We start from the raw sequence: 19097 nt of genomic DNA, 5'->3' as shown, positions 1-19097 counted from the left end.
GCCGAGCAACCTTCAACTCAACGGGAGAGACGATGGGACAGGTGAGGGCTCCGAAGCCTTCGGCTCTGATGAGCCCGGCTCCGGCGAGCACCCGCGCGACCGCCACCTCGGCGGCCGCCCTGCACGCGGGTCAGACGATGACGGGCGCGCAGTCGCTCATCCGTTCGCTCGAGTCGGCTGGCGTCACGGACATCTTCGGCCTTCCCGGCGGGGCGATCCTGCCGGCGTACGACCCGCTGTTCGACTCGACGCAGCTGCGCCACATCCTCGTGCGCCACGAGCAGGGCGCAGGCCACGCGGCCCAGGGCTATGCCCACGCGACCGGCAAGCCGGGCGTGTGCATCGCCACCTCGGGCCCGGGTGCGACCAACCTCGTCACGCCCATCGCTGACGCGAACATGGACTCGATCCCCATGGTCGCGATCACGGGCCAGGTGGCCGCGGGCATGATCGGCACGGACGCCTTCCAGGAGGCGGACATCGTGGGCATCACGCAGCCCATCACCAAGCACAACGTGCTCGTGACGGACCCCGCGGAGATCCCCAAGGCTGTCGCCGAGGCGTTCTACATCGCCACCCACGGCCGTCCCGGTCCGGTGCTGGTGGACGTCGCGAAGTCCGCGCTCCAGTCGCAGACCACGTTCCACTGGCCCGAGCGCATCGAGCTGCCCGGCTTCAACTCGGGCGCGCGCCCGCACGCGAAGACCATCCAGGAGGCCGCGCGCCTGCTGGCGACGGCTCGGCGCCCCGTGCTGTACGTGGGCGGCGGCGTGATCCGCTCCGGCGCGAGCGCGGGCCTGCGCAAGCTCACCGACCTGTCCGGCGCGGCGGTGGTGACCACCCTCATGGCCCGCGGCGCCCTGCCCGACTCGCACCCGCAGCACGTGGGCATGCCCGGCATGCACGGCACCGTGTCCGCGGTCGCGGCGCTCCAGAAGGCGGACCTGATCGTCGCCCTGGGCGCTCGCTTCGACGACCGTGTGACGGGCAAGCTCGAGTCCTTCGCGCCGCACGCGACCATCGTGCACGCGGACATCGACCCCGCGGAGATCGGCAAGAACCGCGCGGTGGACGTGCCGATCGTGGGCGACCTCAAGGACGTCTTCGCCGCGCTGGTGCCCGCCCTCGAGGCCGAGCACGAGCGCCACGGCAAGCCGGACCTCGAGGCCTGGTGGGCACAGCTCGACGACTGGCGCTCGACCTACGGCCTGGGCTACACGCCCACCGACGACGGCCACTCGAGCCCGCAGCACGTCATCCAGCGCCTGGGCGAGATCGCCGGCCCCGACACCATCTACACCGCCGGCGTGGGCCAGCACCAGATGTGGGCCAGCCAGTTCATCAAGTACGAGCGTCCCAACACGTGGATCAACTCGGGTGGCCTCGGCACCATGGGCTTCTCGGTGCCCGCCGCGATGGGCGCCAAGGTGGGCGAGCCCGACCGCACCGTGTGGGCGATCGACGGCGACGGCTGCTTCCAGATGACCAACCAGGAGCTCGTCACCTGCGCGATCAACGAGATCCCCATCAAGGTCGCGATCATCAACAACTCGTCCCTCGGCATGGTGCGCCAGTGGCAGACGCTGTTCTACAACGAGCGCTACTCGAACACCGACCTGCACACCGGCCACGGCACCCGCCGCATCCCTGACTTCGTGAAGCTCGCGGAGGCCATGGGCTGCGCCGGCCTGCGATGCGAGACCGACGCGGACGTGGACGCCACCATCAAGCGCGCGATGGAGATCGACGACCAGCCCGTGGTCGTGGACTTCACCGTGTCGCGCGACGCGATGGTGTGGCCCATGGTGGCGGCAGGCACGAGCAACGACGAGATCCAGTACGCCCGCGGCATCGCCCCCGAGTGGGACCGCGGCGAGGAGGAGTAAGAGATGACCACCCACACCCTCTCGGTGCTCGTCGAGAACAAGCCCGGCGTGCTCGCGCGCGTCGCGGGCCTGTTCAGCCGCCGCGCCTTCAACATCCACTCGCTCGCGGTGGGCCAGACCGAGCACCCCGAGATCTCGCGCATCACGGTGGTCGTCGACGTCGACGAGCTGCCGCTCGAGCAGGTCACCAAGCAGCTCAACAAGCTGGTGCACGTGCTCAAGATCGTCGAGCTCGAGCGTGACAAGTCGGTCCAGCGCGACCTCATCCTCGTCAAGGTCAGGGCCGATGCGCGCCAGCGCACCGACGTCCTGCAGATCGTGGACCTGTTCCGCGCCCACGTGGTCGACGTCGCGACGGACTCGCTCGTCATCGAGGCCGTCGGCACCCCCGACAAGCTCGAGGCGCTCCTCGCGGCGCTTCAGCCTCACGACGTCCGCGAGATCGTCCAGTCCGGCACCGTCGCGATCGGCCGCGGCGCCCGCTCCATCACCGAGCGAGCCTTCGAGCGCGTCAGCGCCTGACCTCGCCGAGCGCCCGCGGCCAGCCCAGCGAGCGCATCGGCCCTGCGCGGGCTCAGCCCGCGAACCCGAACTTCACCAGCACGTCCATCTGAAGGAGATCAAGGAACCATGGCAGAGATGTACTACGACCAGGACGCCGACCTCTCGCTCATCCAGGGCAAGAAGGTCGCGATCGTCGGCTACGGCTCGCAGGGCCACGCCCACGCGCAGAACCTGCGCGACTCCGGCGTCGAGGTCCGCGTCGCGCTGCGTGACGGCTCGCGCTCGACCGCCAAGGCCGAGGACGACGGCTTCACCGTCCAGTCCGTCGCCGACGCCGCGGCCTGGGCCGACGTCATCATGATCCTCGCGCCCGACCAGCACCAGCGCGGCATCTACAACGACGAGATCAAGCCGAACCTGACCGAGGGCAAGACCCTCGCCTTCGCGCACGGCTTCAACATCCGCTTCGGCTACATCGAGGCGCCCGAGGGCGTCGACGTCATCCTCGTCGCCCCCAAGGCACCCGGCCACACCGTGCGCCGCGAGTACGTCGCGGGCCGCGGGATCCCGGACATCATCGCCGTGGAGAAGGACGCCTCGGGCCAGGCCTGGGACCTCGCGAAGTCGTACGCGAAGGGCATCGGCGGCACCCGCGCCGGCGTCATCAAGACCACCTTCACCGAGGAGACCGAGACCGACCTGTTCGGCGAGCAGACCGTCCTGTGCGGCGGCACCAGCCAGCTGATCCAGTACGGCTTCGAGACCCTCACCGAGGCCGGCTACCAGCCCGAGATCGCCTACTTCGAGGTGCTGCACGAGCTCAAGCTCATCGTCGACCTCATGTGGGAGGGCGGCATCACCAAGCAGCGTTGGTCGGTGTCCGACACCGCCGAGTACGGCGACTACGTGTCCGGCCCCCGCGTCATCACGCCCGACGTCAAGGAGAACATGAAGGCCGTGCTCGCTGACATCCAGTCCGGCGCGTTCGCCGAGCGCTTCATCGGCGACCAGGACAACGGCGGCACCGAGTTCGCCGAGCTCCGCGCCAAGGGCGAGGGCCACCCGATCGAGGCCACCGGTCGCGAGCTGCGCAAGCTGTTCGCCTGGAAGGACGACGTGGACGCCGACTACGTGGACGGCCAGACCGCGCGATGACCGAGGGCGCCACCTACAAGCTCGCGGTCGTCGCGGGCGACGGCATCGGTCCCGAGGTCGTCGCGGAGGGGCTCAAGTGCCTCGCCGCCGCGACCGCGGGCACCGGCATCGCGTTCGAGACCACCGAGTTCAACCTGGGTGCGCAGCGCTGGCACGCCACGGGCGACACGCTCACCGAGGACGACCTCGCGGCCATCAAGGGCCACGACGTCATCCTGCTGGGCGCGATCGGCGACCCGTCGGTGCCGTCCGGCGTGCTCGAGCGCGGCGTGCTGCTGCCGCTGCGCTTCGCGCTCGACCAGTACGTCAACCTGCGCCCGTCCCGGCTGTACCCGGGCGAGGTCTCGCCGCTGCGCGACGTCGACGAGGTCGACTTCGTGGTGGTGCGCGAGGGCACCGAGGGCCCGTACGTGGGCAACGGCGGCGCGCTGCGCGTCGACACGCCTCACGAGATCGCGACCGAGGTGTCGGTCAACACCCGTCACGGCGTGGAGCGCGTGGTCCGCTACGCGTTCGAGGTGGCGTCGAAGCGCGAGCGCAAGCAGCTCACGCTGGTGCACAAGCACAACGTGCTGGTGCACGCGGGGCACCTGTGGCGCCGTACGGTCGAGGCCGTCGCGCCCGAGTTCCCGGACGTGACGTGGGACTACCTGCACATCGACGCCGCGACCATCGTGATGACGACCAACCCGCAGCGGTTCGACGTCATCGTGACGGACAACCTGTTCGGTGACATCCTCACGGACCAGGCGGCGGCGATCTCCGGAGGCATCGGCCTCGCGGCGAGCGGCAACGTCAACCCTGACAAGACCGCTCCGTCGATGTTCGAGCCCGTGCACGGCTCGGCGCCCGACATCGCCGGCCAGGGGATCGCGGACCCGTCCGCGACCGTCCTGTCGGTGGGCCTCATGCTCGACTTCCTGGGATACCCGGAGCTCGCGGCGAAGGTCGAGGGCGCCGTCGCGGCCGATGCGGCAGCCAAGTCCGCCGAGGGCTGGGGCCAGCGCTCCACGTCCGAGGTGGGCGACGCCCTCGCGGCTCGCATCAAGAACTAGCACGCTGGAAGGCACTGAGTGCCGAATCCGCCCGGATTCCGACACTCAGTGCCTTCCAGGAAGCACACACAGAAGGAACTGACGTGACGGACACCACCGCACCGGCCAGCGACGCCCCCTCCAACGCCGCCGCGTTCGAGGTGCGCCCCAATCAGGCGCCGCTGAGCGTCGAGGCGCGCGACGAGGCCCTCGCGGACCTCAAGTTCGGCACGCAGTTCACGGATCACATGGCCCGCGCCCAGTGGGTGAGCGGCGAGGGCTGGGGTGACCGCCGCGTCGAAGCGTACGGCCCGCTGCAGTTGGACCCCGCGGCCGCGGTGCTCCACTACGCGCAGGAGATCTTCGAGGGGCTCAAGGCCTACCGCTGGGCCGACGGCTCGGTGCACCTGTTCCGCCCGCAGGCCAACGCCGAGCGCTTCAACCGCTCCGCGCACCGGCTCGCGCTGCCGCAGCTGCCGGTCGAGGACTTCATCGGCTCGATCGAGGCGCTCGTCGCGGTCGACGAGGCGTGGGTGCCGGGCGTCGAGGAGTCGAGCCTGTACCTGCGCCCCTACATGTTCGCCTCCGAGGCGTTCCTGGGCGTGCGACCGGCCCACGTCATCGACTACCTGCTCATCGCCTCGCCGGTGGGCCCGTACTTCGCGGGCGGCGTCAAGCCGGTGAGCATCTGGGTCGCGCAGGGCTACCACCGGTCCGGACCGGGCGGCACCGGCGACGCGAAGTGCGGCGGCAACTACGCCGCGAGCCTCCTGCCGCAGCAGCAGGCGTACGAGAACGGCTGCCAACAGGTGCTGTTCCTCGACGCCAAGGACGACCGATACCTCGAGGAGCTCGGCGGCATGAACGTGTTCGTCGTGCGCGCCGACGGCACCATCGAGACCCCGCGCCTCACCGGCACCATCCTCGAGGGCATCACGCGCTACAGCGTCATCCAGCTGCTCGAGGACGACGGCCGCAAGGTGGTCGAGAAGGACATCACCCTCGACGAGGTGCGCACCGGCATCGAGTCCGGCGACATCGCCGAGGTCTTCGCGTGCGGCACCGCCGCCGTCGTCACGCCGGTGGGCCGCCTCGCCTCGCCCAGCTTCGACGTCACCATCAACGGCGGCGAGCCCGGAGACGTCACGATGGGCATCCGCACGCGCCTCACCGACATCCAGTACGGCCGCGCCGAGGACGTCTACGGCTGGATGCGCCGCATCGCCTGAGCAGGCGTCCGCAGCGCCGATGCGCGGGCCGGGTGGCGCTCGCATGTCGCCCGCGCGACGATGGTGGGGATCCCGTCCCATCGTCGATCAGGAGCGCTCATGGCCGTCAAGGACCTCACTCTCACGAGCCCCGACCTCGCCGATGGCGAGCGCATCGCCGATGTGTTCGCCGGGCAACACGGGGCTTCCACGCCGGAGCTCGCCGTGACCGGCGTACCGCCCGAGGCGGTCGAGCTTGCGCTCGTGTGCCACGACCCGGACGCGCCCCTTCCGCACGGCTTCACCCACTGGACCCTCTACGGACTGGATGCGACGGACGGGCCGGTGACCGCATCGGCCGGCCGTCCGGGCCCCAACGACGATGGCGGCGTGGGGTACGTGGGGCCGTTCCCGCCGCACGGCCACGGCGACCACCGGTACTACTTCTGGGTCTACGCCCTGTCGCGCCCGGTCGAGGGTGAGCCGAGCCGCGCGGACTTCCTCGCCCGCTACGCCGATGCGGTGGTCGCGCAGGCGCGGCTGGTGGCCACGTTCTCGAGGTAGCGATGGCGAGGGGCTCACGCACGGACGCGGCGCGCTACCGCCCCGCGGAGGCGGCGCTGTGGGAGCACTTCGGGGTGGAGCCCGCGGAGCGCTGGGCGGAGGTGCCGGGGAATGGCATGCGTGTCCGGGCGCAGGTCGTGGGAGAGGCCGATGCGCCTGCCGTGGTGCTCGTGCACGGCACGCCGACCGCCGGGGGAGCGTGGGCGCCCCTCGTGGCGCGGCTCCGCGGAGTGCGCGTGATCGTCGTCGACCGCCCGGGCTGCGGGCTGAGCGATCCGCTCGACCTTGGCGGGTTCACGCCGGAGTCGATGCGCGAGGTCAATGCGGCGTGGCTCGGCGCTGTCGCCGAGCAGATTGGCGGAGGCCCGGTCGACCTCGTGGGCAACTCAGCAGGAGGGATGGCGTCGATCATGATGGCTGCCAGGCGGCCCGAGCTGGTCCGCAGCCTCACGCTCGATGGCGTGCCGGCCGTCAGCGGCATGCGCCTGCCGGCGTCGATGCGCGCTGCCACCACGCGTGTCGTCGCCAGCGCCGCCGCGCGCCGCACCGTCACCGCGTCCGACATGCGGCGGTCCCTGCGCGCGATGGGCCACACCAGCCTGCTGGCCGCCGGCGGCCTGTCACAGCCCGAGCTCGCGTGGCGTGCGGCGCTCACCGCGCACACCGACACCGTGCGCAACGACCTCGCGCTGCTGCGCCTCGCCGCGAGCTGGCGCGGGCTCAAGCGCACGTGGGTTCCCGGCCCCAGCGAGGTGGGATCGCTGGCGGTGCGGTCCTTGTGGGTCGTGGGGGACAGGGACCCCTTCGCTGCGCCCGAGCGCGTGCGCCGGTGGGCGCGGCACGCGCCCGGCTCCCGGGTGCACGTGATCGAGGGCGCCGGCCACCAGCCGTGGCTCGACGGCCCGGAGCAGCACGCTCGGTTGCTCGAGGCGTTCTGGGACGAGCCGCGAAGAACTCTCAGCGAGTCCTCGCACGACTCTCAGCCAGTTCCCAGGTAGCGGCCGCACAGTAGGAGGTACTCGGCGCCACACCACGGGCGCCGGACAACTGAAGAGCCGATGCACCACGAGGGGTTCCCTCGCACCGCATCACGGGCGGCCGGTGGCTGATGTCCTCTCCAATCCCATCAACCGGTGCCACAGGTCGCCCCTGTCTCCGGCCCGCGACACCTGCCATGTCGCGGGCCGGCGCACGTTCGCGGGGTCTTCGGGGCCTCGCCGGGGCTCACGGTGAACTCGGGGGCCGGTCCCAGGGTTCTCTTAGCACGGCCGACGAGGGTGGAGACATCGAGGCGGCCCGCACCGGGTGGCCGTGAATGGGAGAAGCATGGACGTCATCGCCCGCGGCCCCGGCGCCGACACGTCAGCATCGATCTGGACCGGAGTGTTCTGGCTCGCCGCAATCATCGCGCTCGCGGCCTTTGCCTACCTCATCGCCCGCCAGATCCTCGACCGCCGCGACGCTCACCGTGTCCCGGCCGCCGAGCCCGTCGCACCGGCACGAACCATCCTTGACGAGCGTCTCGCACGCGGCGAGATCGAGATCGACGAGTACCGCGAGCGCCTGACGGCGCTCGAGACCTAGACGTCCCTGACGAAGACATCGGCCGTTCGCATCCCCGGTTCCCCCTCCGGCCGGGTGCGGGCGGCCGATGCGCGTGCTGGGTCAGTCGCTGCAGCGCGCCTTGGCGTGGCGAGCGTGGTCAGCGCAGGTCGTACGTGAGCAGCACCTGGCCGGTCTCGAGCCGGAGGTTCTCGACGAGCTGGGCGGCGCGAGGCTCGAACCGGCCCGACCACAGCGGCAGTCCGGCGCCAATCATCACGGGCGCGACCCGCAGCCGGACCTGATCCACGCAACCGCCGTCCAGGAGCGCCGAGGCTAGCGTCAGGCTGCCCCACACGATGACGTCGCCGTCGTACATCGCGGCGAGCCTGTCCGCGGTCTCGCACGCGTCTCCGGGTTCGAGGGTCGCCGGTTCGTGTGCGCCCCACGGCGCCATCGACAGCGTGGTGCTCACCACGTGGCGGGGGAACGAGTTGATGGGCGCCGCCAGCGGGTCCGCAGAGGCCGTCGGCCAGTAGCCGATGAACAGCTCGTACGTCACCCGGCCGAGCAGGATCGCGCTCGCCTCCTCGAACTCGGCGAGCATGCGGCTGACCATCGGCTCCGAGTCCGTTATCGACCCGTCGACCCAGTCGAGCTCGCCGCCCGGCCCGGCGGCGAACCCGTCAGCGGTGACATGTTGCTCCACGACGATGCGGCCCATGAGGCGACGCTACGGCGTTCGGCGCGGATGCGCGCGGCGAGCGCGAACGGTGCGGATGATGGTGTCTGCGACGTCGCGCGGGTCCTCGTGCTCCCAGAAGCGCAGAACCGTCCAGCCGGCCCGTTCGAGAAGGTGGTTGGTCTCTGCGTCTCGCGCGACGTTTCGTGCGAGCTTTGGGATCCAATACTCGCTGTTCGCCCTCGGACTCGATGCATGCTCGGGACACGAGTGCCAGAAGCAGCCGTCGATGGGCACCGCTACCCTGGCCGGACGAAACAGCAGGTCCGCGGTCCTCCTCAGTCCGGGTATTGGCGCAGCCGCGACACGGTAGCGCAGGCCTGCTGCGTGGACCATCCTCCGGACGGCGAGCTCGGGTGACGTGTCACGCTTCCGGTTGCCGCGCATGACGGCGCGCGCCGCGGGGGAGCTTGCCCAGGAACGTGGTTGCCGCACTCCGTGACCATATCCGCGAAACGTCCGTCGGGATCGTGTGGGGTGAAGCACACCCGGTCGCGTTGGGCGGCTGGTGTGCACGGCTGCCGGTAGCCTCGGAACGACGGATCAGACGACTGCGGAGAACGACCTTCGTGGCGAGAGGGGGCACCTGTTGGTGCAGTACGCCAGCGCGGCGAGCAAGCCTGAGGCAGTCGCGCGCATGTATCGGCTAGGCGGCGTCACGCCTGAACCGCTGGGCCCGGGCAGCAAGGAGAAGCGCTCGGCGCTCGAGTCGCTCGCCAGTGCGATCGCGATGGACTTGACTGCGACCAAGGGAAAGGTCGAGTGCGCCCGGTCGCTGGCGGAGGCGGTACGTGTCCCCTGGGATTCGACGTGCTTCAGTGCAGGAGACACGATCACCCTCGTCGGCATGAACCGTCTCGTCGACGGTGTGGTCGATGTCCTCGTCTCTCGGAACCCTTCGGGTGAGCGTGAGCTGATCGTCGATCTGATGGGTCTCGAGCCTGCACCGCGTCACGATAGTGAGAGAAGGAAGGACCTCCGCATGGAGATGATCGCCCCTGATGTTCAGAAGAGCATCGCCGAGCTGCTCGCGGCACTGAGCCAGTCGGGAGAGGCTCCGCAGGGCGTCGAGTTCGCTGCGGCGTCGCTTGATGCAAGCGAGGTCCGATTCGACGACGGCACTTGGCGCGACGACCTCGGCGGAGTGCAAGGCTGGCTCAACTTCGCAGAGGACCTCGACACAAGTGCTCCCGATGCGTTCGATCGAAGTCTCGTCGTGGCTCTAGGCCTCGGGCCGTCGACCACAGACGTCGAGACGGTCTCGGCGCGACTGCTCGAACGACTCGAGAAGGCCACGGCGTTGCGCGCGAAGTTCGAGGAGTCTCTCGAAGCGGAATCCGAGGGTGCCGCCACGCTCGGCTCAGCCACGCAAGTGTGGCAAGACGCCTGGCAGGACATCGAGGATGAGGACGGGAGCGAAAGCGGGGGACCGATCAAGGCGATGGCCGATACTTGGCCGATCGCCGAGTTCGTCCAGCTCGCGAAGGATGACGATCTCGAGCTCAGTCCTTCCTACCAGCGTGCAGATGTCTGGCCGACGGCCGACGCACAGCAACTCATCGAGTCCGTCCTTCGCGGCATCCCATTGCCCTCCGTGATCCTCCTGCAGAACGCGGACGACGAAGGAACCACTTACGAGGTCGTCGATGGAAAGCAACGTCTCACGTCGGTGCTCCGCTTCACCGGCAACCACCCGGTCGCGCTCGCGACCGTGCGCGCGAAGGCCGAGGAGTGGGGCGAGCGCTACCTCGAGCACACGTTCCGCGAGGACTATCCTGAATTCCGCAGACTCTGGAAGAAGTACGAGCCGGATAGTCTCACCGCTCAGGTGGAGCGACTGCACTACTTCCCGTTCGCTCTTCGCAAGGGCGACGTCCCGTCCTTGAGTGGTGATCTGGAAGCGCTCAGAGGGAAGTACTACTCGCAGATTCGCAAGAGCACCATCACGGTCGTGGGAGAGAGGAAGAAGGTCGACTCTCTCTTCGAGCAGCAGTCGAAGTACAAGTTGCCCGTGATCGTCTACGAGTCCGTCACGCCAGCGCAGGTCCACGAGGTCTTCAGCCTCTACAACAAGCAGGGCAAGCACCTCAATGCCGAGGAGATCAGGAACGCGCTCTATCACCACCTCGCGCTGATGCGCGGGCTGCTGGTGACGGCTGGCGACAGTGCGAGCGTCCACCAAGTAGCACCGTTCTTGGCGGCCCATTGGGACGACCTGAGCTCGACGCCAGAGGTCCTCGATGGGTATGGCTTCGGAAAGGCTGGGTACAAGCGCACCAAGTTGCTGTCGTGGGTCCTCGCGGGGCTCGTGGTCGAGGACGAGGCGCCAGAGATCACGCGGTCGACTGCCGCGCACATCAGTGGCATGTTGAAGGGGGTCGCCGAGAACAGGTCGCACGCGTTGCGTGAGGAGCAGACAGTCCTCGACGCCATGCTGCTCCTCGATCACGCCGTAGACGCCCACGCCGAGATTCCCGAGGAGACATGGTCTCTCTCGTTCAAGCAGCAAGCCAAGTGGCAGGAGCTGCAGTTGGTTGGCTCGTTGATCGCGCTCGCTGCAGCACGTGCGATCTACGAGGAGTCGCTCAGCGATGTTGTAGAGGCCAAGTTGGACGAGATCGCGCAAACCAGCGGTTCCGCTGCGTGGATGCGTCCGAAGAAGACGCAATCGAAGGAGCAGTGGAAGCACACTGGACGGGTCGTCGCGTCGTTCCTCCGAATACTCGATGTCGAACCCGAGCACGCGGATCGAGCGATCAAGGCGCGGTTCGGATCCTCCGGCATCGCGCGTCTCGTGCGCATGGCGGAGGCCGACGAGCCATCGTGACCGATCCGCGCGCATCGGGTGCGCCGACGGAGATCATCAAGCCGCTGCCGCACTCGACGTGGTGGGCGGCGTACTCGGAGCGCTTGGCAGAGTCTGGCATCGGTGAGACGAGCCGCGTCGTCATCGAGGCTGATGCTCGATTCATCGTGGAGAGATGCGTCCTTGGCGCGGGCGCTGCAGGCTCTGACGACTGGGCTGGCTCGCGCCAACGAACTGGTGTCGTCATGGGTGCCGTCCAATCCGGCAAGACTGCCTCGATGATGGCGGTGACGGCTCTCTCGCTCGACCAGCAAGTTGATGCCGTCGTGATCTTGGCTGGCACCCGTCGATCACTCTGGCTCCAGACCCTCGAGCGATTCATCGCGCAGGTCGATGCGCTCCCGCACAGACTCAAGCGTCGGACTCTGCTGCCCAACCCGGGAGTGCTCGGAAGCGACCAAGACCTTCCGAGCCCTGCGGGGCTCTACTCGTTGACGCGACCCGGCGCGCGATCGATGTTGAAGGCGAAGAGGCCCCTCGTCGTCGTGGCGATGAAGAATCCTGCGCACCTCGAGCAAGTGGGCCGGCTCATGCGCACGACGATCGCGCCGGAGGTCCTTGCGCTTGGCCGGCCGTTTCACCTTCTGGTGATCGATGATGAGGCTGACGACTCGTCGATCGACAACGTCGTGCAGGTGCCGGGTGCCGATGAGGCGACGCTCGACGTCAAGCAGGTGCCACGCCGGATCCTTGATCTGTGGGAGCCGCGTCACGGCTCTCCTGGCACCTTCAACCAGCACTTCCACGCGACCTACATGGCGTATACAGCCACACCACAGGCCAACTTCCTCCAGGACGCTGGGAACCCACTGGCGCCGAGAGACTTCATCGTCGGGCTGCGATCGCCAGGAGAGACGGGCTCGATCGAACCTCGGAGCAGCAGCTACCGCGTCCCGGAAGGTCTCGCCGGTTGGTACACCGGAGGGGACGTCTACTACCGGGCCCTTTCCAACGTCCCGCTTTGCGTCCCCAACGGCGCGCGTGACGACGACCTGATCGACTCCGTGCGCGCTCACCTGGTGGCCGCTGCGATCAGGCGCTTGCGCAAGCCGGGACGCCTTGCCCCTGCTGCCGCGCGCGGGGCCGAGTTCAGAACCAAGGCCGAGGCGCTGGAGCAGCTGCCGCCGATCACGTCGATGTTGGTGAATCCATCGGCGGCGCTCGGCGATCACTTCGAAGTCGCGGGCCAGATCTATGACTGGGCGGCTGGACATGCCCAGGGGCAGCCGCACGCGCCTTTCGAGAGCCTGAGCGACCGGTGGCTACGTGCCGATGGGGTTGCGCAGGACATGGATAGCCAGTCTGATCGGTGGCTTCACTGGCTCGAGAGCTACCAGAGGTCCGCAGTCATGGTCCCATCACAGATGGGAGGGCCCCCGCGCCCAGTCCCAAGTGTCGATGAGTGGGACGACCTACGGTCGGTGATCCTCGGCGAGATCGTTCCGGGCACTTCTGTCGCAGTGATCAACAGTGATCTCAACGCCGACGAGCGACCCGAGTTCGCACCTGTCGCCCGGAGCGCGGGCTGGGTCGCACCCGCGAACTTGTCCACGATCTTCGTGTCCGGCAACGTCATGTCGCGCGGTCTGACCCTTGAAGGCTTGGTCACGACCGTGTTCACGCGCGCCGCGTCCAACCCGCTGGCTGACACGCAGATGCAGATGCAACGGTGGTTCGGCTACCGCGGTTCCTACATCGACCTTTGTCGAGTGTTCATGCGGGAGGAGCAGATCGAGCTCTTCACGCACTACCACGAGAACGATGAGCTGCTGCGAGGCGACATCTTGGCCGCCATGGACGGTGCTGAGCTCCCCAGCCCCGCAATCCTGCAGGGCCGGAACTTCGTCGCAACCGGCAAGTTCTCGAACGTATCGGGCATCAGCTTGGCCCCCGGGCACCGGCCTTTCTTCGGCCACATGAACGGTCCTGCGGACGACGTAGCGAACCGGGAGCTTCTAGGCCGGCTGCTCACCGAGCCACACGTCATCGTGGGCGACCGGGACGATCCGAGAGGTGTGCTCCTCGATCGGCAGCTGTCTCTCGAGGAGTCTGCCGGGCTCCTAGATGAGCTCGTCTACGCGAATCACGGATCGGATCCCGACGGCTTCCTTGTCAGCCGCTGGCGCTCAGCCGAGACCGCGGCGAACTTGACTGAGGGCGACGCTGCGACGCCGCTCTATCGTGCGCCTGAGGTGTCCGATGGCTTCGTCGACCTCCACAGCTCTCCGTACTCTGTCGCGGCGTATCTGCGCTTTTGGGCCGCCTGCCTCAACCGAAGCGTTCCGGGCCTCTACACGACCGATGTGAGGCCGCGACCCTGGAGGCTGCTCGACGCCACCGCCCGGTCGATCCGCCGACCGAGCTTCTCGGTCGGCGTCCGCTTCGGGTCGGGGCCGCCAGTCTCTGACGGTCCCCTGGCCAGTTCTCCGTTCCGCGTTCGCCCGATGCAACGGACGATCCGAGACATGCACAGGATCGACGGTATCTGGGGTTCGCAGAACGGCCCCACGCGGGGGGATGACTTCTTCGACTATGAGGCACGCGGACTAGAACCCAAGGCCACAGACGACCGCACTCGACCTCCCGGCGAGGACGGCATGATCCTCTTCCACCTCGTCCATCGTGAGGGGCAATCGCCGACGGTCGCGGTCGCATACGCGATACCTCGGGGCGGTCCAGACTTTGTCCAGGCGACCCGAGGGGTACGGCATGACGACGCTTGAGGGGTACAACCTCGGAGGGGAGTACGAGTGGCTTCGAGAGCGCATCGGCTCTCTCCGGGCCGGAGGCCATGGCGAGGCCCGCGCCGTCGACTGGCTTGGGGAGGGGCGAGTGCTCGGAGCCGCGCGGGACGAGACGGGCCGGGTGGAGCTGTTCATCACCGGGCCGGAAGTCGTCGCGTCCAAGGCCGAGGTGCGCGCTGCCATGGATCACGGGAACTGGTCCGACGCGTCTGGCATGACGGTGTCCGCCACGCGACTGCGGCTCCCCGGCGCCCCGTACTTCGACCAGGTGGCCGCATTCATCTGCGCAGAGCTCTTGCGCAACGGCGTCGTTGACGATCACGCGGCCGCATTCAGCCGGACCGAGTCGATCATCGCCCTCGCGTTCCGGCGCGCCCGCCAGGGAGACTCGTTCACGCTGGGCCTAGCGGGGGAGCTGTTGCTGCTCAGGGCTTTGCTCGGCAGTGCCCAACCGAGTCAGAGGCCCGACATCCTCCAGTCCTGGAAGGGGGCTGGGCGCACGACTCGAGACTTCCAGCTGGGCCCAGTCGGAGTGGAGGTCAAGACGACGACGGGATCCGCGTCGGAGCACCACATCCACGGGCTGGCTCAGATCGAGCTCGGACAATCTGTCGACGGCGAGCCCGAGACGGATCTCTTCCTGTTCAGCGCTGGCGTTCAGTGGTTGGATGTCGGTCTCACGTATGGGGAATCGGTCGCAGGCCTCGTGGACCAGATCTCGGCGATCCTCGCAGAACCTTCTCGCGCTGAGTTCGCCGAAGCAGTGGAGTCCTACGGCTCCGCCTCGGCCGCTGACAATGGACTTCGTTCCTCGCCGCACTTCGAGAGGCCGTTCTCGATCACGTTCGTTCGGCTGTACGACATGAGCGACCCTGCGATCAAGCTGCCTGGGACGGAGGACTTCGCTGCGCACGAGCACCTCGTCAAGGACTCGCTTGCGTTCCGAGTCCTGCTCCCGTCACGGATCGATGGAGATGTGAACCCCTCGGTGGGGCTCGCTCCGAGTGTCGATCGTCTCTTGGTCCGCGCTCGGTATGCGGGTCACTGATGGAGGAGCGCCGTGGGAGAGTCCACGGCGACAGGAGGAGTCTGGGGAGCGGCGAGCACAGCGTTGACCAGTGACGACGGAAGGTCCGAGCGGTCGCGAAGCACGTGCTCACGGAAGACGTGCCACGCGGCGCCCACCGCGACACCATTGCCGACCTGCTTGTAGGACGCCGCGTCTCTCTGATCGCCAAAGCTGAAGCTCTTGGGTAGGCCTTGGAGTCGAGCCGCCTCGTGCGGTGTGAGTCTCCGCCGGCGCGGTCCGTGGATCGAGGTCTGTGTGATGGCAACGAGTGCGGGCAGGTAGGTCGGAGCCTTGGCGCGGATCCCGGAGGGGCGGAAGTGCATCACGGTGTCCCAGAGCGACTCCAGCTCCCGCGCTTGCCACTCAAGCTTGCGGCGCGATGCCGGGAAGCTCGCGAACTCCGGGTGGTCGCGCAGCCACCCATCGATCAGCGCGTGATGATGCTCGAAGAACTTCACGTTCTTCACGACCAGCTCTAGCTTCCACGCTGGAAGGCCATCGAGCGCTCGTTCGTCCATCTCCGACTCCCGGCGCCACTCGTCGGCCCACAGTGGGAAGCCGGGCAGCTTGGTACCGACGTTGGCGCGGAACCTGCGCACGAGATCGTCCCAGGCATCGACCCAGGACACCTCCGTCGGAGACAGCGAATACTGCTCGAGGTTGGGGATCTTCTCGTCGTCGTCGAGAATCCACTCTGCTCTCCACATGTCGGGTGTCCAGTCATCGACTGCTGAGCGCCGCACGACGGGGCCCGGGTCTTCGCCCCGTGCGAGCTCGGCTTCGACACGCTCCGCGCCGATGTAGGTCCCGAGGATGAACACCCGATCGCGGATCTGCGGCGTTCCGCCTCTCGATGGCGGCAGCAGGTGCGGCGAGAAGACCGTTGGCTTGTCGGAGACCCTGTATCCCAGCTCGCGAAGCGTGCGGATGATGACGTCCCACTCATTGCGGTGGCGTGGACCCGCGATGTTGCGCACGTTCTCGAGCAGCACGACTGCGGGTCGGCGCGCCTCCAGGATCCGTGCGATGTTCCAGAAGAGCGTCCCGCGCGCTTCATCCATCCCTCGTTGAAGGCCAGACTTCGAGAACGGCTGGCACGGGAAGCCCGCAGCGAGCACGTCGTGACTGGGGACATCCACGTCGCCGAACTCCGGCGTCGCAGTCGTGATGTCCTCGTTGATCTGAGGGCGTTCCTCGACGGGGAGCGTGTCGACCCAGTTGCGAACGTAGGTGTCGCGCGCTTCGCGATCGATCTCAGAGACGAATCGGCACTCGCCGCCTGCATGATCGAGCATCGCGTGGAATCCGCCGATGCCTGCGAACAAGTCGATGTAGCCGAATGGACCTGGAGCGCTCGAAGGCATATCGCACAGCTTAGTTGATCGCGGCGCCTTCTTGGTTCGATCGCGCGCGCGTGCTGTGGAGTTGTTCTTGAGCGCGAGGTGGGTGTGCATGGTGAGATCTCACCAGGTCCGTGTGACATCGGTGCGTTTGGCTTTGCGCGACCCGGAATACCCACCCGGACCCCTACGTTCCGCCGAACATGACCACCATCGGCATCATCGGCTCCGGCAACATCGGCTCGAACGTGGCCCGCGCGGCCATCGCCCACGAATACGAGGTGGTGATCGCCAACTCGCGTGGACCCGAGAGCCTCTCGGACCTCGTCAAGGAGCTCGGCGACGCAGCGTCCGCCGGCACCGTGGACGAGGCGGTGCATGCCGGCGAGCTGGTGCTCGTGGCCATCCCGCTGAAGGCGATCGGTGACCTGCCCGTCGCGCCGTTCGAGGACAAGGTCGTCATGGACGCCAACAATTACTACCCGCAGCGCGACGGGCGCATCCCCGCGCTCGACACCAATGCGTCGACGACGTCCGAGCTGCTGCAGGAGCACCTGCCGCACAGTCACGTCGTGAAGGCGTTCAACAACATCCCCGCCAAGGACATCCCGCGCGACGGGCAGCCGTCCGGCGACGACGACCGACGCGCCCTGCCGATCGCCGGCAACGACCACGCCGCCAAGGTCCGCGTGGCCGAGTTCCTCGACACCCTCGGCTACGACGCCCTCGACCTGGGCGACCTGTCCGAGTCGTGGAAGGTCGAGCGTGACACCCCGTCCTACGTCAAGCGGACCACGCTTGACGAGCTCAAGGAGCTCACCGCCGACGTCGAGCGCGTGCAGCAGGCCTGATCCACTCCGCACTGAGACACCGAGAAGGAGATACCCCCATGAAGGCGATTCTCAACGGCAAGGTGCTCGCCGAGGCGAGCAAGGACGACATGGTGTTCATTGACGGCGCCTGGTACTTCCCGCCGGAGGCGGTGCACGCGCAGGAGATCGAGCGCAGCGACACCCAGTACCACTGCTCGTGGCGCGGCGATGCGCAGTACTACCAGACCAACGACGGCTCGCAGCAGGACGTCGCGTGGTCCTACCCCGAGATGTCCGACCAGGCCAAGGAGCGGGTGGGCAGGGACGTGTCTCAGTACGTCGCGTTCGATCGAGCGGTCGAGCTCTCCGACTAGTCCCTCAGAGCCCCTCGGCGATCTCCCTGATCGTCGCCAGGCGGCGCTCCCACGCGGCGCCCACGGCGGCCAGCGCATCGGCCGTCTGGGACAGCCGCGACCCCAGCGCCCGATACCGGACCTCGCGGCCCACGCGCACCGGCTCGACGAGCCCCACCTCGTGGAGCACCGCGAGGTGCCGGGCGATCGCCTGCCGCGACACCGGCAACCTCTCGGAGAGCGCCGATGCGCTCGCTGGCTCCTCGCCCAGCGTCACCAGGATCTCCCACCGGGTGGGGTCTCCCAGGGCGGCGAACGTGGGCACGAGGGCGGCGCTCATGCGCCGCCCTCGAGGTAGGCGACGAGCTTGTCGAGCTGACCGGTCCAGCCCTCCTGGTTGTTCTTGAGGCCCTGCGACGGGTTGGCCAGCACCTCGAATCCTGTCTCGACGACGGTCAGCCGCGTGCCGGAGTCCGTCGGCTCCAGCGTGAACGTGAAGACCGTCGACGTGGAGGGAGAGATCTCCGTCTCCCCATCGCTGCCCCAGCGGTAGGTGACCGAGCGCATCGGGTCGACCGCCTCGATGAGGATGGGCGCGGTGCCGTAGCCCTCGAACGTCCACGTGCCGGTCCCGCCGGGCTCGAGTGCGCTGAGGGTCGCAGCTGACGTGTGCCAGCGCTCGATGTGTTGGGGTTCGGTGACCGCTGCCCAGACCTTCTCGACGGGCGCGGCGATCTCGATCGTGCGCGAGACGCTGAAGGCCTCCTCGTCGATGACCGCGGGTGGATTGTGCGTGGTGCTCATCACTGCCTCCTGAACGGTGGATCTGCAATCGCAGTGTTGCACTTCACGGCCAGTGGTGCAACACGAAAGTTGCAGTTCAGCCTGTCGGCGTCACACGAAACATCACACGCCCTCTCACACGGGCCGTCACACGCAGGGGGCCGAGTCTGGCCGTGTCACCACAGAAAGGGACACGATCATGGAACTCAAGCTCACCTTCGACCACCTGGCAGACGTCATCATCTCCCGCGGCACCGCTGCGGTCCGCGACGAGCTCGAAGCGCTCGCCGCCCGGGTTCGCCCCGCTCAGCCCGGAGCCGCCGAGGCGCTCACCGACTGGGAGGGTGAGGAGATCGCCCGCGAGCGCGCGTTCGCCGTCATCCGGAACGAGCAACTGCGTGCCGAGGCTCTGGAGCAGCTCCACGCCACCCAGGCCGCGTCCGCGGCACGAGGCGTAGCCTTGTTCCACTGAGTCCGGTCGCGCTCGCCCAGGGG

19 protein-coding genes are annotated in these 19097 nt (G+C 68.1%); 14 read left to right on the top strand and 5 right to left on the bottom strand.

The features are described from left to right. The first annotated feature begins 68 nt into the window (after positions 1-68). The 8 genes from B7K25_RS08745 (at position 69) to B7K25_RS08710 (ending at position 7935) form a co-directional block, all read left to right on the top strand. Positions 69-1886 carry an acetolactate synthase large subunit gene (locus tag B7K25_RS08745; protein ID WP_234988144.1) on the top strand — a complete coding sequence of 606 codons (1818 nt, stop codon included), beginning with the start codon at positions 69-71 and terminating at the stop codon, positions 1884-1886. 3 nt (positions 1887-1889) lie between these two features. Beyond that, positions 1890-2408: an acetolactate synthase small subunit gene (gene ilvN, locus B7K25_RS08740; protein WP_084105501.1), complete on the top strand. Its 519-nt coding sequence runs from the start codon at positions 1890-1892 to the stop codon at positions 2406-2408. Positions 2409-2516: 108 nt separating this feature from the next. Beyond that, positions 2517-3545 carry a ketol-acid reductoisomerase gene (gene ilvC / locus B7K25_RS08735; RefSeq protein ID WP_084105499.1) on the top strand — a complete coding sequence of 343 codons (1029 nt, stop codon included), beginning with the start codon at positions 2517-2519 and terminating at the stop codon, positions 3543-3545. After that, positions 3542-4600, top strand: coding sequence for a 3-isopropylmalate dehydrogenase (locus B7K25_RS08730; protein WP_084105497.1), 1059 nt, complete (start codon positions 3542-3544; stop codon positions 4598-4600). The genes ilvC and B7K25_RS08730 overlap by 4 nt, the downstream gene beginning before the upstream one ends. 83 nt (positions 4601-4683) lie before the next feature. Then, positions 4684-5808, top strand: coding sequence for a branched-chain amino acid aminotransferase (locus B7K25_RS08725; protein ID WP_084105495.1), 1125 nt, complete (start codon positions 4684-4686; stop codon positions 5806-5808). Positions 5809-5907: 99 nt separating this feature from the next. Next, entirely contained in the window at positions 5908-6351 is a 444-nt protein-coding gene (locus B7K25_RS08720; protein ID WP_084105493.1) for a YbhB/YbcL family Raf kinase inhibitor-like protein, read from the top strand. 2 nt (positions 6352-6353) lie between these two features. Next, complete coding sequence (locus tag B7K25_RS08715; RefSeq protein WP_084105491.1) at positions 6354-7349, top strand: alpha/beta fold hydrolase; 996 nt, start codon at positions 6354-6356, stop codon at positions 7347-7349. A 328-nt stretch (positions 7350-7677) separates the two neighbouring features. Next, positions 7678-7935: a hypothetical protein gene (locus B7K25_RS08710; protein ID WP_084105490.1), complete on the top strand. Its 258-nt coding sequence runs from the start codon at positions 7678-7680 to the stop codon at positions 7933-7935. A gap of 118 nt (positions 7936-8053) precedes the next feature. Here the strand turns inward: B7K25_RS08710 and B7K25_RS08705 are convergent, their stop codons facing one another. Together B7K25_RS08705 and B7K25_RS08700 are read right to left on the bottom strand one after the other, a co-directional pair. Further along, on the bottom strand, positions 8054-8617 hold the full coding sequence (locus B7K25_RS08705) for a dihydrofolate reductase family protein (protein ID WP_084105489.1): 564 nt from the start codon (positions 8615-8617) through the stop codon (positions 8054-8056). A gap of 9 nt (positions 8618-8626) precedes the next feature. Next, a complete protein-coding gene (locus B7K25_RS08700) occupies positions 8627-9070 on the bottom strand; it encodes a very short patch repair endonuclease (RefSeq protein ID WP_255376137.1) in 444 nt (147 codons plus the stop codon). Between the two features lie 157 nt (positions 9071-9227). On the opposite strand from B7K25_RS08700, the gene B7K25_RS08695 reads away from it, so the two are divergent. Genes B7K25_RS08695 through B7K25_RS08685 form a run of 3 tightly spaced genes read left to right on the top strand, consistent with a single transcriptional unit; the run spans position 9228 to position 15293 of the window. Continuing rightward, positions 9228-11462, top strand: a complete 2235-nt coding sequence (locus B7K25_RS08695; RefSeq protein WP_234988168.1) for a DUF262 domain-containing protein — start codon at positions 9228-9230, stop codon at positions 11460-11462. Next, positions 11459-14224, top strand: coding sequence for a Z1 domain-containing protein (locus B7K25_RS08690; protein ID WP_159450167.1), 2766 nt, complete (start codon positions 11459-11461; stop codon positions 14222-14224). The genes B7K25_RS08695 and B7K25_RS08690 overlap by 4 nt, the downstream gene beginning before the upstream one ends. Beyond that, positions 14211-15293 carry a PD-(D/E)XK motif protein gene (locus B7K25_RS08685; protein ID WP_084105481.1) on the top strand — a complete coding sequence of 361 codons (1083 nt, stop codon included), beginning with the start codon at positions 14211-14213 and terminating at the stop codon, positions 15291-15293. Before B7K25_RS08690 ends, B7K25_RS08685 begins: the two co-directional genes overlap by 14 nt. Here B7K25_RS08685 and dcm read toward each other — a convergent pair. Beyond that, complete coding sequence (gene dcm / locus B7K25_RS08680; RefSeq protein WP_234988143.1) at positions 15287-16768, bottom strand: DNA (cytosine-5-)-methyltransferase; 1482 nt, start codon at positions 16766-16768, stop codon at positions 15287-15289. The two genes, B7K25_RS08685 and dcm, sit on opposite strands and share 7 nt — an antisense overlap. 89 nt (positions 16769-16857) lie before the next feature. Here dcm and B7K25_RS08675 point away from each other — a divergent pair, with 89 nt between their 5' ends. Further along, positions 16858-17505, top strand: coding sequence for an NADPH-dependent F420 reductase (locus B7K25_RS08675; RefSeq protein ID WP_084105477.1), 648 nt, complete (start codon positions 16858-16860; stop codon positions 17503-17505). 38 nt (positions 17506-17543) lie between these two features. After that, complete coding sequence (locus tag B7K25_RS08670) at positions 17544-17840, top strand: DUF427 domain-containing protein (protein ID WP_084105475.1); 297 nt, start codon at positions 17544-17546, stop codon at positions 17838-17840. A 4-nt stretch (positions 17841-17844) separates the two neighbouring features. On the opposite strand, the gene B7K25_RS08665 is transcribed toward B7K25_RS08670, so the two are convergent. Further along, positions 17845-18159: a helix-turn-helix transcriptional regulator gene (locus B7K25_RS08665; RefSeq protein ID WP_084105473.1), complete on the bottom strand. Its 315-nt coding sequence runs from the start codon at positions 18157-18159 to the stop codon at positions 17845-17847. Next, positions 18156-18623, bottom strand: a complete 468-nt coding sequence (locus B7K25_RS08660; RefSeq protein WP_084105471.1) for an SRPBCC domain-containing protein — start codon at positions 18621-18623, stop codon at positions 18156-18158. The genes B7K25_RS08665 and B7K25_RS08660 overlap by 4 nt, the downstream gene beginning before the upstream one ends. A 178-nt stretch (positions 18624-18801) precedes the next feature. Between B7K25_RS08660 and B7K25_RS08655 the strand changes: the two genes are divergently transcribed. After that, entirely contained in the window at positions 18802-19074 is a 273-nt protein-coding gene (locus tag B7K25_RS08655; RefSeq protein ID WP_084105469.1) for a hypothetical protein, read from the top strand. Positions 19075-19097: the final 23 nt, after the last annotated feature.

Origin of the sequence: Demequina sp. NBRC 110056, assembly GCF_002090155.1 — a bacterium.
In the GTDB taxonomy this organism is placed as follows: Bacteria; Actinomycetota; Actinomycetes; order Actinomycetales; family Demequinaceae; genus Demequina.
Note: the sequence above shows the minus strand (reverse complement) of the source record. Positions and strands in the feature narration are given on the sequence as shown.